At 62.8% G+C, this 15,172-nt stretch carries 10 protein-coding genes; 5 read left to right on the forward strand and 5 right to left on the reverse strand.

The genetic code is table 11. The features are described from left to right. Positions 1-1,794, reverse strand: a complete 1,794-nt coding sequence (locus M2331_RS11555) for an AMP-dependent synthetase/ligase (protein WP_264592371.1) — start codon at positions 1,792-1,794, stop codon at positions 1-3. Between the two features lie 219 nt (positions 1,795-2,013). Here M2331_RS11555 and ggt point away from each other — a divergent pair, with 219 nt between their 5' ends. Continuing rightward, complete coding sequence (ggt, locus tag M2331_RS11560) at positions 2,014-3,756, forward strand: gamma-glutamyltransferase (protein ID WP_181560411.1); 1,743 nt, start codon at positions 2,014-2,016, stop codon at positions 3,754-3,756. Positions 3,757-3,822: 66 nt separating this feature from the next. Here ggt and M2331_RS11565 read toward each other — a convergent pair whose 3' ends face one another. The 4 genes from M2331_RS11565 to M2331_RS11580 form a co-directional block, all read right to left on the reverse strand. Beyond that, the gene (locus M2331_RS11565; protein WP_181560412.1) at positions 3,823-5,550 is read right to left on the reverse strand and encodes a hypothetical protein; all 1,728 of its coding nucleotides are present in this window, start codon (positions 5,548-5,550) and stop codon (positions 3,823-3,825) included. Positions 5,551-5,813: 263 nt separating this feature from the next. Beyond that, on the reverse strand, positions 5,814-7,235 hold the full coding sequence (locus M2331_RS11570; RefSeq protein WP_181560413.1) for a hypothetical protein: 1,422 nt from the start codon (positions 7,233-7,235) through the stop codon (positions 5,814-5,816). Positions 7,236-7,330: 95 nt separating this feature from the next. Continuing rightward, complete coding sequence (locus M2331_RS11575) at positions 7,331-8,779, reverse strand: undecaprenyl-phosphate glucose phosphotransferase (protein ID WP_181560414.1); 1,449 nt, start codon at positions 8,777-8,779, stop codon at positions 7,331-7,333. Positions 8,780-8,803: 24 nt separating this feature from the next. Further along, entirely contained in the window at positions 8,804-10,636 is a 1,833-nt protein-coding gene (locus M2331_RS11580; RefSeq protein WP_181560415.1) for a tetratricopeptide repeat protein, read from the reverse strand. On the opposite strand from M2331_RS11580, the gene M2331_RS11585 reads away from it, so the two are divergent. The 4 genes from M2331_RS11585 to M2331_RS11600 are packed head-to-tail and all read left to right on the forward strand — an operon-like array spanning position 10,635 to position 14,753. Continuing rightward, on the forward strand, positions 10,635-11,225 hold the full coding sequence (locus M2331_RS11585; RefSeq protein ID WP_181561495.1) for a polysaccharide biosynthesis/export family protein: 591 nt from the start codon (positions 10,635-10,637) through the stop codon (positions 11,223-11,225). The two genes, M2331_RS11580 and M2331_RS11585, sit on opposite strands and share 2 nt — an antisense overlap. Continuing rightward, positions 11,222-12,415: a hypothetical protein gene (locus tag M2331_RS11590; protein ID WP_181560416.1), complete on the forward strand. Its 1,194-nt coding sequence runs from the start codon at positions 11,222-11,224 to the stop codon at positions 12,413-12,415. The genes M2331_RS11585 and M2331_RS11590 overlap by 4 nt, the downstream gene beginning before the upstream one ends. Then, a complete protein-coding gene (locus M2331_RS11595; protein ID WP_181560417.1) occupies positions 12,415-13,917 on the forward strand; it encodes a GumC family protein in 1,503 nt (500 codons plus the stop codon). Before M2331_RS11590 ends, M2331_RS11595 begins: the two co-directional genes overlap by 1 nt. A 32-nt stretch (positions 13,918-13,949) precedes the next feature. Then, positions 13,950-14,753, forward strand: coding sequence for a CpsD/CapB family tyrosine-protein kinase (locus tag M2331_RS11600; RefSeq protein ID WP_181560418.1), 804 nt, complete (start codon positions 13,950-13,952; stop codon positions 14,751-14,753). Positions 14,754-15,172 lie beyond the last annotated feature (419 nt).

A 15,172-nucleotide genomic window follows, 5' to 3' on the forward strand; every position in this document is an offset into this window, starting at 1 on the left:
TCACGCCTTGTAAAGCGCGTCCAGCCGCGCCTGATAGCGTGCGCGGATCACGTGGCGACGGATCGATTGCTTGGGGGTGAGCATCTCGTTGTCGATCGTGAACGGCTCGTCCGCCAACGCAAAGCGCCGCACCTTTTCGATCACGGACAGGTCGATATTGACGCGATCGACCGCGGCCCTGATCGCCCCGTGCAACGCAGGGTCCTCACGCAAGGCCTCAAGATCGGCCGGCTTGCCCTGCGTCTGCGCCCATGCCTTGAGCCAGTCCGGATCGGGGACGATCAGCGCCACGATGTGCGGACGCCGGTCGCCATGCACCATCACCTGCCCTATTTCCGGCTGCAGGGTCAGCATTCCCTCCAGCTTTGCCGGTGCGACATTGTCGCCCTTGTCATTGACGATCAGGTCCTTCTTGCGGTCCGTGATCATCAGCCGCCCGGCATCGTCGAACCGGCCGATATCACCGGTGTGGAGCCAGCCATCCTGGATCGCCCGCGCGGTTTCCGCCGGATTGTTCCAATAGCCCTTCATTACCAGCTCGCCGCGCACGAGGATTTCGCCATCCTCGGCAATGCGCACCTCGACATGCTTGAGCGGCGGCCCCACCGTGTCCATCCGCAGCCCTACCGAGGGACGATTGCAGCTCACCACCGGTCCCGACTCCGTCTGGCCATAGCCTTGCAGCAAGGTCAGGCCGAACGACTGGAAAAAGGTGCCCACCTCCGGATTGAGCGGCGCACCGCCGGAGACCAGTGCCTTCATGCGGCCACCGAACCGGGCCTGGATTTTGGGATTGATCGTCCGGTTGAGCACGGCCTCGAGCGGCTTGTCCCACAAGGGCAGCGTGCCGCCCCTTTCCGCCCGCTTCGCTCCCAGCCGCAGTGTCTGCTCCAGCAGCAGCGCGGGCACCTTGCCCTGCTTCTCCACCGCCTTGGTGACGCGGGTTTTCAGCAGCTCGAACAAGCGCGGCACGACCACCATGATGGTCGGTCGGGTTTCGGCAATATTGCTGGCCAGCTTTTCAAGGCTCTCGGCATAATAGATCTGCCCGCCCAGACCGATCGGCAGAAACTGCCCGCCCGAATGCTCATAGGCATGGCTGATCGGCAGGAACGAGAGGAACACCTCGTCGTCCCAGCCGAAATCACCGGCAATGATGTCGACACAGCCCTCCACATTGCAAAGGATCGCACCGTGATGCTGGATCACCCCGCGCGGCGCCCCGCCGGTTCCGCTGGTGTAGATCAGGCAGGCGATATCATCGCGCGTGGCCGTCTGCTCGGCGGCGCAGGCGACAGGATCGGCCGGATGCTCGGCGATGAGCGTCGCCCAGTCGCAGATCTGCACAGCCGAGTTCTGCATCGACTTGATCGGCTCGATGCTGATCGCGAATTCGATCCGCGAGCGCACGACGGCGGGCAGCAGGGCAGCGCCGATTTTCGCGGTCGAGAAGATCACCGCCCGCGCGCCGCTATTGCCGATGATGTGCTCATGATCGCGCGTGGTGTTGGTGGTGTAGGTGGGCACGGTGATGGCGCCCGCCGCCATGATCGCCAAATCGGCAATGCAGAATTCCGGTCGGTTCTCACAGACCAGCATCACCCGGTCGCCCGGCGCGACGCCCAGCGCCTTGAGCGCCTTTGCCATTGAAGCAACCCGGCGGGCGGTCTCCATCCAGCTGATCGGCTGCCATTGCTCGCCCTGCTTGGCCCACAGGAACGGCCGCTCGCCGCGCTCCATGGCGCGCGTGAAAAACATGGCGGTCAGGCTTGGAAAATATTCGAGGGCCTGCAAGCAACGCTCTCCTTGAACCGGCTGCTCCGACAGCGAGCGCCTTTACATCCCATATAGCGCGCCGTTGCGCGAGGGCCACCCTGCCCGCGCGCCCGATCGTGCATGGGCGGCAGCGCCGGCAAGATACGCACATCATCCCCTTGCTTCGGGATCGTGCGCGCCCCACTGTGCCGCGACTGCAGCGCAGCGTCATCGATTACAACCAAGCGGGCTTGCCATATGTTCCATTTCCGTGCCGCCATCGGCTTCCTTTCCGCGCTAGCCCTGACGGCCTGTGCGACGACTGCGCCGCCCCGCTCGAGCACAGCGCCGCGTCCTGCTTCGCCGGTAGCCCAGAATTTCGTCGTGGCGTCCAACCCGCTGGCAGCGGAAGCCGGCATGAAGATCCTGCGCCAGGGCGGCAGCGCTGTCGATGCGGCCATTGCCGTGCAGGCGATGCTCTCGCTTGTCGAACCCCAGAGCTCGGGCATGGGCGGCGGCGCATTCATGACCTTCTTCGATGGCGGCACAGGCAAGGTGGTCGTCTATGACGGCCGGGAAACCGCGCCCGCCGGTGCCACGCCGGACATGTTCCTCGGTGCCGATGGCAAGCCCATCCCCTTCCGCGACGCGCTGGTGAGCGGCCGGGCAACCGGCGTGCCGGGTGCGGTGCGGATGCTGGCCCTGGCTCATGACGAGCATGGCAGCCTGCCCTGGAAATCTCTCTTCGGCGATGCGGAGCGGACGGCACGCACCGGCTTCACCATCACGCCGCGCCTGGCCAAGTTCCTGGAAGGGAATTTTCCCCAGATGCAGGTGGCCGATGCGCGGCGTTATTTTTCTGCCCCGGACGGATCGATCAAGAAGGCCGGCGATCAGCTCGCCAATCCCGCTTATGCCGAATTTCTGCAACGGCTCGCCGCGCAAGGGCCATCCGCGCTGTATGCCGGCGATACCGCGCAACGGATCGTGACGCGAGTCGCTGCCGGCCCCCTCGGCAGCAGCATGACGCTGGCTGATCTGGCGGCCTACCGTCCGATCAAGCGTGAGGCCGTGTGCAATCCCTACCGGGTCTACGTCGTCTGCGTGCCGCCGCCGCCATCCAGCGGCGTCGCCTTCCTGCAATTGCTCTCCCTGTTGGAACGCACCGACATCGACAAGCGCGGGCCAGCCGACCCGCAGGCATGGTTCCTGTTCGCCGAGGCGAGCCGGCTGATGTACGCCGATCGCGACCGTTATGTCGGCGATCCGGCGTTCACTGCCGTTCCCGTCGCCGGGCTCCTCGATAGCGCCTATGTCGACAGCCGGGCAAAGCTGATCGGCGCCACTGCGGGGCCGCCGCCCTCGGCCGGTGTGCCACCCGGCGCGCAGATCGCTGGCATCGACGACACCCATGAGCCAGGCGGCACCTCCCATTTCATCGTGGGCGATGCGCGCGGCAATGTCGTCTCGATCACGACGACGGTCGAATCCATCTTCGGCACGGGTCGCATGGTCGATGGCTTCTTTATCAACAATCAGCTGACCGATTTTTCCTTCACGCCGCAGGATGCGGACGGAAGGCCGGCAGCCAACGCCGTCGCACCCGGCAAGCGCCCGCGCTCCTCGATGATCCCGCTGGTGATGATTGATCGCGCGGGCCACTTCGCGGGCGCCATTGGCTCAGCCGGCGGCAACGCCATTCTCGCTTATGTCGGCAAGTCGCTGGTCGCTGCGGTGGACTGGGGTCTCCCCATGCAGGAAGCCCTCGCCCTCCCCAATCTCATCGCACGTGGCTCTGCCTTTCAGGGTGAAGTGAGCAAGTTCTCGCCGGACACGCTGGCAGGCCTGAAGGCCCGCGGCATCGACCTGCGACCCGGACAAGGTGAAGACAGCGGTGTTCATGCCGTCATCATCCGCAATGGCGTGGTTGACGGCGGCTATGACCCACGCAGAGAGGGCCGCGTTCTCGTTGAGGCCGCGATCCCGCAAGTTGACCGGTAAAGTTAATCCGTCAGACAAGAGAACGGGCCGCGCTCAGCGCGACCCGTCCCATCTAATCTATCCTGATCAGCGTGTGATGTAGGACTGGCGGAACAGCTCCACAGCTCTTTCCTTATTCGCCTCACTCAAAGGCTGGCCCACATAATCCCGCTGGCCCCAGCTCCCCCATTGGCTGCCGCCTCCATAATCGGCGAACATCACCATGAGGTCTCCGACCTCGTCACGCCATTTGGTGAGATAGGTCGTGTAGAGCTTGGTCATGCGCGCGTCCCGTTGCAGGGCGATCATTTTGTCCAGCGGCGCCGATCCCAGCACGTGCTGGCCCGCCTCATAAGTGATCGTTCGCAAACCGAATTTGGTAGCAACGTCCTTGACCTTCTTGGATTCGGCGATGCGGTCATTCACGTCATTGGCCAGACCGGCAAAGGCAGCATCGACACCTGCCGAGGTATCAAGCGCGTTCGCAGACAGGTTCGCTGCAAAATAGGGCGCGATGGCAACAGCATCCACCTTCTTTGCAGTGTCGCCAAAACTTAGAACAAAGTCCGCATTCCAGGCGCCCGTCTGAACTGCCGCAACACGAACGATCCGTTGCATCTGGCCGGCAAAAACGGAGGACCAGATGTCCATCACTTGTCCAGTCTTCTGCGAATAACGAGACAGCATCGCCATATGGTCGTTCGAGGAGAGACCGGCCGCCTTACCTTCTTTCAAAGCCTGCGTCGTCACGGGATAAACGTAATTCCAGACCTCGTTGGATACCTCAACATAGGCTTTGAGAGACGGGTCCAACCGTGTGCGCACGAGCTCCGCGAACTTGCGCACATACTCGTCGTCGGCATTCCAGGGAACGCAGAACCAAGGATCGGCCTTTAATTCATTGGCCAACTGGATCATATATTCCAGCGCCACGCCGTCCGGACCGGCAACGATTTCGTCGCCCAGCTTTGCTCGGGTCTCCCAACGCACAGGAAGATTGCCCTCGACGCCCCCGTAGGACCATTTCATGAACCGCAAGACGCCGTAGCGCTTCACCTCGGCAAGATAAGTCGGGTCGAACGTCGCATTCGGATCGGCGTCGACTTCACGACAGTCTGCGTTCCGAACAGGATCCGACGGGCTTGTACTTGCGATACGAAGCCAGGCTGAAGCCCCGCCCTGAGGCACGAATGTGAATGTCAAAGTTTTTCCCGATACTCGGGTATTCTTTGCAGGCGTACCACCGACGCTGACGCTTCCCGTACCCTGCCAGCGACAGATGATATCGACACTCTCACCCCACAGGCTGCGCGTGGGCAGAGCCATTTGGCGAATGCCCGATTCACCCGATCGCAGATCGACGAGCCGTTTGTTGGCGTCCAGACGGTCCTCGGGCATGTCAGACCATCCGCCCTGTGCATTGCTGAGACGCCAGCCGCTCAGAAGGTTCAGGAAAGACCTGTTTCCAATCCATGTGGTGGGAGCGGTCAGGTTCAACCCGAGCTTCATGGCCGGCACGCCAGTCGCTGCCGACCCGCTTCCAACAGTGGTCGCGGAACCCGGTGTAGAAATCGTCGTCGTGGAAGAGCCCGACGGCTTGGTACCCGAGGACGTCGACGGGAGCGACGCAAGGGTCAGAACCGAGAGAACATCGGCCCATTTCACCAGATTGAGGCCTTTCAGCTTGATTGACGCCGTATAGAGAAGAAACGCGCTGGCCGTGCTGGCAGCCACTGCCGCCGTGCCCATCATCACTGTCGAACTCAGTGCCATCGCACCGATCAACCTGAGTTTCGTTTTACGCACCCGGTTCATACGCTTCAACTTCCTGCCAACCCCGTAGGGATTCATTGCGTCCCGAAGCGAACCTAGGAGAGAGCCAAAAAGCTTCGATTGCCAAGTGTGGTTAAATTCCTGCTTACCACCCCACTGAACGCATCGCGTTACCGATCCGCTATATTGCTCTGTAGATTATCTGCAGCCCGCCGTTCTATGCCGGTTGACCGATCTTTCGGCTTTGCCAAGCGCAAAGCTACCAACAGGTTTCCATCTGCGGCGATCAGCGGCACACCATGCTGCTAGGCGCGCGACAACGCCTTTGATGGCGGGTGAATGTCGCGGGATGGCTCGCCTCCCGGCTGAGCATCGCGCGGGCCTCTCCGGGACCTTTTGTCCAAGCGCAGACCGGCGATCGCTCCCGCAACCAGCCATGTAATCGGCTGGATGGACGAATTCGGGATCAAGTCCAGAACATTGTACATGTGGACCGCCACCAGCGCGAGACTGGCTGTCGGCACCGCGCTGCGGCGCAAACGGAAAGCGCGCCAGAAGGGATAGGACAGCAAACCGAAGAATAGCACATAGCCGACCCAGCCCAGCATGCCGATGACGATGATCCATGTGCCATCGGTCACCGCGACATCGAGCGTGCCGCCCCAATGCGCGACCACGATCACACGATTTCGACCAAATGTCCCCCATCCGAACAATGGCCGCTGCTCCGCTCTGTCGAGCAGCAGTTCTTCATTCCTCAGTCGGAAATCGAAGGAGTCCGCCCGCTCGGCGCTCAACGAGGCAGCGGTCTGTACGATGTCCTGCAACGGCAGCAGATTGGCGCCGCGCAGGGCGGGATAGGTCACGACCATCATGGCCAACCCGGCGATTGCGATCAGGAACATGCGCCGCTTGAGCAGCAACAACATCGGGGCCAGCAGGGCGACCAGGACGACTGCGCCGACGGATTTGTTCAGGATCAGGATGCCCGCCAGATAAGCCGCGATGAGGGACATCGGGAGTCCGAACAACTTCATTCGCATCTTCATCAGGCCGAGTGCGGCCAGAAGTGCCATGCCGAGCAGCGTGGACACCAGCAGGCCATGGCCGAGGAACACCATCGAGCGAAAGCCGCCGAACCGCATCTGTTGCAGGAAATATTCGGCGTCTTCGATGCCATAGACCCATCGCTGCAAAAACGGACTGAGCCTGACTTCGAGCATGATTGGGATGGAATAGGCTAGCGCGCCGATCACTAGCGCGAGCAGGATCTGCCGATGGCCACGCTCATTGCCGAGCAGACCGGCGCCGAGCACGAACGGCGCCAGCGTGATCATATGGCCGACCGACATGGACAGGCCTTCTCTGAAACCGAGCGCCGGGAAGGCCATGCTCCCGATCATGTAGAAATCGCGGTTGGTCAGAGCCGTGGCAAAGGGCGTGAGGACAAAGCCCAGCATCAGCATGTTCAGCGCCTTGCTGCGCGGCCATTTGAACTCACCCCGCCGCGAGGTGGCCAGCGCGAGCACGAACGCCGCGAGGCTTGGGATGGTGGACTTGTCGAAGGCCGGGATGCCCGGAAGGTCGAACGCAACCCCGCGCGGCAGCAGCAGATAGCCCGCGAGCAACGTCCAGATCGTCGCCCGTCCGGCCGACATGGTCATGTAAAGGACCAGAGCCACCAGCGGCCAGAGGATGAGAACGCCCTGAGCGACCAACGCCTGCATCGCTTCATCCCCTCCGCGCGATGCAGTTGAGCGCGCTCATCAACGCGCCGGCCATGGCAGCCCGCTCGCACGACCCTTCACGCTGGCGGACAGCCTCAGTAGGCATGCTTGTCCCAGATCAGGCGCACGACAGTCTCGAGGATGATCCGCAGATCAAGCAAGGGCGACCAATTCTCGATATAATAGATGTCATATTCGACACGTTTCTTGGCTCTCTCGATCGTATCGATCTCTCCGCGCAAGCCCCTAACCTGCGCGAGGCCGGTGATCCCGGGCTTCACGCGATGCCGCGCCGCATATCCACGGACCGCGTCGTGATAATAGGCATCGCCGACGCGCATCGCCAAGGCGTGGGGCCGCGGCCCGACCAGAGACATCTCACCCCTGAGCACATTCCACAATTGCGGCAGTTCGTCGATGCTGGTGCGACGAATGATGCGTCCCACCCGGGTGATCCGCGGATCGCCCTTTCGCGTCCGTTCGCCACCACTGACATCCTGACGATCGGTATACATCGACCGGAACTTGAGAACCTCGATTTCCAGATTGTTGAAGCCGAGGCGCTTCTGGCGGAACAGGATCGGCCCCTTGCTCTCCAGTCGGATGGCGAGCGCGGTGAGGATGAGCAGCGGCGCCAGAACGATCACGCCGATGAGCGCAAGAAGGCGATCCTGGATCTCCTTCAGAACGCCGTCGAAATCCCGCATCGGCAGTTGCCACACGCTGAGCACCGGCAGGGAGCCGATATAATTGACGCTGTACCGATCCCGCAGCACCAGGAACTCGCGCGGCATGATGCAAATGTCGATCGCGCCGGCACTGAGCTGCTCGATGATCTGGTTGAGGCGCTCCTGTCGCACCAGAGGCAGCGCCACGATCACCTGGTCCAGCATCCCCTGTTGCGCGAGGCCCAGCATCTCGTCGAACCCGCCGAGATACGGAAATCGCCCGATCATGCCCGTCTCGACCCGAGAGCGCCGGTCGTCCGCAAAACCAACGATGTTGATATGGGGCAGCCGCTCGATCTCCAGCAGTTCCAGCAGCCGGCTCGTCACCTCCCGGTCCGCGCCATAGATCGCCACGCGCTGCCCGATGATCTTGTGCTTCATCGCCACGCGAACGAGCTGCCGGAACAGCAGGCGCGAAAACACCAGAAAGATAAGGCAGACCAGCGAGAAGACGAGCGCGAAGCGGAGCGACAGATCGCCGCCTTTGCCAAACTGGACGAGGATGAATCCGGTCAGCGTCAAAGCCACGAGGAAGTCGAGGAATGTGCTGCCGCCAAGATCATCGCCCTGCCCCCGGAAGCCGGAATAGGCGTCCCGGGAAATCCGGATCAGGAAAAAGTTGATCGCCATGACGACCACGACGGTCGAATGCAGGCGCGCGTCCAGATAATAGCCCAGGAAACTGCGATAAAAGGCGACCGTGATCAGATAGGACAGCAGGAAGCACAGGCTATCATTGATGATACCGCCCGAGCGCAACACGTTGGACGTGAAGCGGACATATTTGTTACGCGCAGGACGCTGAAAGCTGATCATGGTTCGCCGAATTACAAAACGGTGTCAAAAGCGACCAAACAGGCCGCGATCGGCCGGTTTGCCTGGGGGATCATCCACGAGATAGGCTGTCCGGGCATTGTCCAATCCATTCTGAGCCACGCTCGCGCAGGTCCCATCTTGTATGGCCGCGCATTGCGCCACGAGCAGGCTCCACGCCTTTTCCGACGACGGCAAAGCCCGGGCAAAATTGCGCGCGACCGACATACTCCGCGCCCTATCCCCCGAGTCATGAAGATATTGCATATAAGACTGCACCAGAGGAAAATTCTGGGGAATCTGCTTCAAGCCCTCTTCGTAGATCTGGCGGGCACGCCAGTTCTCGCCGCGCGCCCGATAAAGCTGCGCCACGGCCTGATAGGCGTCGGGATTGCGCGGATCGTTCGCCAGCGCCAGCTGCGCCGCTTCCAGCGCAGCGCGTGCGTCGCCCCTTTTCGCCGCATAGTGCGCGCGCAACAGCAGCGCGTCGACATTCTCGGGATCCTGCTTGAGCAGCGATTCGACCTGCCCCTCGACTCCTTGATCCTTGCCGGTTTCCATGAGCAGCCGCAGCTTGAGCGGCGCGATCAAATCCTTGGCCCGCCCATCCGGCACGGAATTCAAAAGCAGATTGGCCGTCTCGCGATTTCCGCGCGCGAGCAGATAGCGCGAAACCGTCAGGACGGCGAGCGGGTCACGCCAATCCGTCGGCCCGCGCGCGACGTCGGGCGACAGCGGCGTGGGGTCGAACTCCCACCAGATTCGGGTGAGAACCTCATAATCCGACGGCTCTCGCAAACCCTCGCGGAGCAGCGCCAGGCTGGCCTCGCGGGCCTGCGGAGGCCGGCCCATCTTATAGAGCAGATTGATGCGGTCCAGCTTCATGGCCGTACCGGCATTGCCGGTCGCGACCAGCCGGCCCAGCGCCTCCGCCATCGGCTCAGGCTTGCCGAGATAGCGGTACAGATTGACCTTGTTGGTCAACAGCGCCGAGGAATCGCCGGAGACACGCAACGCGTTGTCAATCAGCGCAATAGCCTCTTCCGCCTGCCCCCGCCGCGCCAGCACCCGCGCCTTCACGATAACGCCGGCCTCGTCCGTCGCCGAGCGCGCCAGAATCCGGTCCGCATAGGACATCGCATCGTCGAGTTGCTCGCGGGCCAGGGCGATCATGCCCTTCGTCTGGAGCGCGGGCATGGCATCGGGTTCCAGCGTCAACAGTCGGTCCGCTGCTGCTTCGGCATCTGCGATCTGCCCGAGCTGAACGCCGAGATTCGCCACATAAGCGAGGGCCAGACGGTTCGTGGCATCGAACTCCAGCGCTCTCTGGAACGCCCGATAGGCCCCCGCAGGATCGCCCGACTGCAAGGCAATCATGCCAGCCAATTGCTGGAAATTGGGTCCATCTTCCCGCAGACGGATCGCCTCGCCAATCGCCCGCTGAGCGCCGGCGAGGTCACCGGCCTGCAGCAGCGCTTCGGCCGCCTGTGCCCGCTCGGCGGCCTGCTCGCTCGGGCTCTTGCAGCCGCCCAAGGCCGCGAGGATCAGCAAAGCTGCCAAAGCGTTCGATGATGGGCCTCGGCCCGAGGCCTTCGGCATTCTGCCGCCGAAACGGGCGGCGCTGCCATGAGCGAAAGTCAGCCTGCCAAACCCGGTCATATCGCCCTGTCGTGAATATCGCCCAACCCGCGTCGCGTTACAGGGCTTAACCCCAGCAAGCAACGAAAGTAACCATTGCCCCCACATCATTAACCCAGCTTTTACGTAGTGACGGCATAGGGTTTTGGTATATGAAGCCTGCATTCCCGGCCAAGTAGAAGGATCCTCAACCGTGCGGTTTCCCGTAATTTCATGGTCCATGGCGGGCCTTCTTGCCGCCGTCGCAACGCTGCCAGCGATGGCGCAGCAGAATGCCGCTGCGGCAGGCGGTGCATCCAATCAGGTCGCCCGGCCCTATACAATTAACCCCGGCGACCAGATCGAGGTTTATGTGTGGGGTGAAGAGCGTCTGCAGCGCTCGATCCGCGTGCTGCCGGATGGCAGCTTCTCCTTCCCGCTGGTCGGCCGCATCGTCGCGCAGGGCATGCTGCCCGAGCAGGTCCAGACTGCGATCTCGAACGGATTGGCCAGCCAATATCGCGGCGAGCCCCCGCAGGTGACCGTCTCGGTCGAAACGCCCTCTGGCTTCACCTTCTCTGTGGTGGGCCGGGTCCGCGGCCCTAGCTCGTTCACCCCGGGTCGCTATGTGAACCTGGTCGAGGCCATCGCCATGGCCGGTGGACCGGACGAGTTCGCCAATCTCGATAATGTCACCATCATCCGCAAGAACGGCAATGAGCTGTCAGCGCTGCGCTTCCGGCTCGGCGGCGCGATGAAGGGCAATCTCTCCGAAGAGGCCGCCCGCGCCATTCCCCAGATCCAGACCGGCGACACGGTGATCGTTCCATGAATAAGACGAAGCTGATCGGCTCGGCAGCCATCGCCGTTCTCATGCTCGGCAGCGCCGCGCAGGCTGACACCCGCATTGGCGCGGATCTCGGCGTCACCGGCGGTGTCGCCAGCAATCCCTATGGCACGGTGGGCGGCGATAGCGCCGCCGCCACGCTGGCCGGCAGCTTCGCCCCCACCGTCACGATCAATTCGCCGACGGGCACGACCCAGTTGCGCGGATCGGTGACGCATACGGAATATTCGCGGCTCTACGACGGCACCACAGATTACGGTCTTTCCGGCAACATCAGCCGCCAGATCAGTCCGCTAACCTCGCTGACTGCAGGTCTCTCCTACAGCAGCTATGTGCGCAACGGCCTGTATCCGGTCTACGATCCGATCGTCGGCGGGCCGGTCGATCCTGGCGCCCCGATCATCGTCGATCCGAGCGGCAGCGTGAATTATCGCCAGCGGTCAGACGTGTTCTCCGGCCAGCTTGGCCTTGGCTTCACCCTCTCGCCCCGCGACACGCTCAACGTGTCAGCCAACGGCACGCGCGTGCGGTTCCCGGGCAATATGGGCCTCTCCAAGGAATATGACACCTACGGCGGCGGCCTGACCTATATGCGCGCAATCGGTGCAAACACCTCGGTGGGTGTGGGCTTCAATGCGGCTCGCAGCGACTATCTCGATCCCGCCTTCGGCAAGACGACCCAATATACGCCGACCGCGCAGCTCAACACACGGCTGGCGCCCCGGCTGAGCCTGAAACTCGCGGCGGGCTTGACCTTCAGCGAGACGCAATTCCCCGCCGTGTCGATCAACAACACGTCCTTCTACGCCTCGGCCGATCTGTGCCGTGAAGGGGATCGCACGAGCTTCTGCCTCACGGGTTCGCACGGGGTTTCCCCCTCGTCGATCGCCGGCTCCTCACGAGTCACGGCCATCGGCGCGCTTTATAATTACAAGATCGATCAGCGGAGCAGCTTCAACGCCAGCGCCTCTTATTCCCGGTCGAGCAGCCTTGTGGGAACCGGCGGCAATGACAGCGATTATGCGCGGGCGAGCGTCGGTTACGAGCGTTTGCTGCGTCCTCGGCTGTCTGCTGTCATTTCGGTAACCTATAGTGACACATATAGCTCGCTCGTCTCACGCAACGCAAACATCCACGGACTCGTTGGATTGCGGTACAGGCTCGGTCAGAACTGATGAACAACGTCCACGCCAATTACGACACGGCTGAGGAGTCCGGCGGGGCGTCGTTCCTGCCGCATATCCCGACCATTCTGATGCAGCGCAAATGGCTGGTCATCGTGCCGGCCCTCCTGCTGCTCCTGGCCGGCATCGCTACGGCGTTCCTTCTGCCGGTGCAGTACCAGTCCAAGGCGGTTCTGCTGGTCGAGGCCTCGCTTCTTCCCGAGGATGTGGCGGGCGATCCCCGCAGCGCCGACGGCACGAGCGTCGTCGACCAGCGCATGGCGCGCATTCGCCAGCAGGTCCTCAGTCGTCCGCAGCTGGTGGAACTCATCCAGAGGAACGGGCTGTACCAGACTGAGTTGCGGACCCAGTCGCTCTCCGAAGTCATCACCACGATGCGCGAAGCGATTGCTATCGAGCCGGTCACAGCGGACATTCAGGCCGCCAATGGCGGGCGCCGCAGCACCATCGCCTTCTCGATGAGCTTCAACTATTCCGACCCGGTGAAGGCGCAGGCCGTCGCGCAGGCGCTGACCGACCAGGTGCTGCAGCTGGACGCCAGCACCTCGGCCGCGCAGTCGGTGAACACCATTCAGTTCCTCACCGACCAGCAAGCCGATCTGCAAACGCAGATCGCCGCGCTGGACAAGCAGATCGCCGACATCCAGCTGAAGAACGGCCTGACGCTGGCCAGCAGCACCATGGCGACGACCGGCGGCGGCACCATCGGCATCGACAGCCGCATCGCCGCGCTCCAGTCCGCTAATGCGCAATTGCAGGCGCAGCGTGAACTCACGCAGAGCGCGGCCGACCGCGATCCGGTGATCGCCGAAGCGGAAGCCGCTGTGGCCACCGCCCGGGCGCGTTACACCGAGCAGCATCCGGACGTGGTTCTGGCCAAGCAGCGGCTCGCCGAGGCGCGGGAGCTGGCGAAATCCAATCAGTCGCGCATCCCGACGTCCGCTATTTCCGCGCAGATCGCCGCCAATAATCGCGAGATTTCCCGCCTTGAAACGGCGCGTGCCGCCGAAGAAGGCCGCAGCGCCTCCATTCTGAGCGCCCAGATCCGCGCGCCGGTGGTGCAGCAGGAACTGGCGCAGCTGCAACAGCGCATGACGGGCCTCAACGAGCAATATCAGAAGGTCTCCAACCAGCTGATGAACGCCAAGGCGGGCAAGCGTGCCGAGGACGAGCAGCAGGGCGAGCGTCTTTCCGTGATCGACCCGCCGGTGGTGCCGGACGATCCCTATTCGCCCAATCGCCCGAAGATCATCCTGCTCGGCGCCTTCGCAGGCCTGGGTCTCGGCTTTGGCCTGATCTTCCTGATCGAAATGCTCACGCGACCGATCCGTGGCGCTGACGCCGTCCTGCAAGCGACCGGTGCGTTGCCGCTGGTGGTCATTCCCACGATCATGTCGCGGGCCGAGCAGCAGCAGCGCGGTTTGAAGCGCCTGTGGCCCTTTGGCGGGCGCAAGGGCCGCACGAAGCCCGATGACGACGATGACGACGACTGATCCGCGCGCACTGTATCCAAGGAGTTTGAGCATTGTCTGATCAGCTTGCGCCATCGGCCCTGCAGGGCGCGCCTTTCCGCATTCCCGCGCCCAACGAGACAGCGCTGTTCACGCCCGACCCGAAGCTTCTCGAAGCCCAGCATGTCGTGGCGTTCAGCAACCGGCACCTCGCCTCCCGTCCGTTCAGCCTGCTGCGTTCGCAGGTGGTCAAGCGGATGGCAGCCGGCGGGCACCGGATCATCGGGGTCACCTCCCCGGCTCCCGGTGCCGGCAAGTCGTTCCTGACCGCCAATCTCGCCGCCACGCTGAGCCGCCTGCCCGGCAAGCAGGTCCTGGTGTTCGACCTCGACATTCGCCGCGCCTCGCTGGCGCAGAATTTCGGCCTGGTCGGAGAAGTCGGCCTGGAGCGCTTTCTCGCGGGTGAAACCGACGATCTGCGCAAGATCGGCCGCCATGTCGAAGGCACCAATCTCACGCTCTATCCCTGCTACTCCAATGATCTCGACAGCATGCCACTGCTCGCCGACGACCGCTTCGACCGGTTCGTCAAAGCCCTGCGCACGCTGGATGACGATACGATCATCCTCTTCGACATGCCGCCCGTGTTCGCCAATGACGACGCCATGGTGATCGCCGGCCATGTCGATGCTTATCTGATGGTGATCGAACAGGGCCGGACCAACCAGAAGCAGGTCACCGATTCGATCCGCCTGCTCGACCCCGCCGAATGCCTCGGTTCCGTCCTCAACCGCTATGATGGCGGCGTGACCGACCCCTATGGTTATTCCTACGGCGGTTACGGCAAATATACGGATTATTTCAGCAAGGAAGACTGAACGGCGAGGCAAGTTCGCGCATCCTGCGCTGCCTGAATGATCGCACGGGGAGGACTGTCCTCGTTAAAGGGGCTAGAGTGCCCCCAAGTTCCCCACCGTCACCCCGGGCTTGACCCGGGGTCCAGCTTCCTAATGCTCAATTACATTCCGGCGCTCGAATGCACGGTTTGGTTGCAACTCCCTCGTTTGCAAGAAGGCTGGCGGGACCCCGGGTCAACCCCGGGGTGACGAGGGTTGTGGGCTGGCTCGTCGGACGTCAGACCAACGTCATGAGTTCGATCAAAGGCCGCGACGGCGCTGCATTGCAAACCCTCTCCCTCTGAGGGAGAGGGATGCGCAGACTTGGCAGCGTGCTGCCTGGTCGAAGCAGGGAGAGGGGTCAGCTACCCGAAGGATAGCGCGGATCAGAGATCCGCCTC

The organism is Sphingobium sp. B10D7B (assembly GCF_025961955.1).
Taxonomy (GTDB): domain Bacteria; phylum Pseudomonadota; class Alphaproteobacteria; order Sphingomonadales; family Sphingomonadaceae; genus Sphingobium.

Bases quoted from the DNA above. Each gene is read 5' to 3' on its own strand.
- ggt (WP_181560411.1), top strand. From the start codon at position 2,014: ATGTTCCATTTCCGTGCCGCCATCGGCTTCCTTTCCGCGCTAGCCCTG.
- M2331_RS11565 (WP_181560412.1), bottom strand. From the start codon at position 5,550: ATGAACCGGGTGCGTAAAACGAAACTCAGGTTGATCGGTGCGATGGCA.
- M2331_RS11570 (WP_181560413.1), bottom strand. From the start codon at position 7,235: ATGCAGGCGTTGGTCGCTCAGGGCGTTCTCATCCTCTGGCCGCTGGTG.
- M2331_RS11575 (WP_181560414.1), bottom strand. From the start codon at position 8,779: ATGATCAGCTTTCAGCGTCCTGCGCGTAACAAATATGTCCGCTTCACG.
- M2331_RS11585 (WP_181561495.1), top strand. From the start codon at position 10,635: ATGGCGGGCCTTCTTGCCGCCGTCGCAACGCTGCCAGCGATGGCGCAG.
- M2331_RS11580 (WP_181560415.1), bottom strand. From the start codon at position 10,636: ATGGACCATGAAATTACGGGAAACCGCACGGTTGAGGATCCTTCTACT.
- M2331_RS11590 (WP_181560416.1), top strand. From the start codon at position 11,222: ATGAATAAGACGAAGCTGATCGGCTCGGCAGCCATCGCCGTTCTCATG.
- M2331_RS11595 (WP_181560417.1), top strand. From the start codon at position 12,415: ATGAACAACGTCCACGCCAATTACGACACGGCTGAGGAGTCCGGCGGG.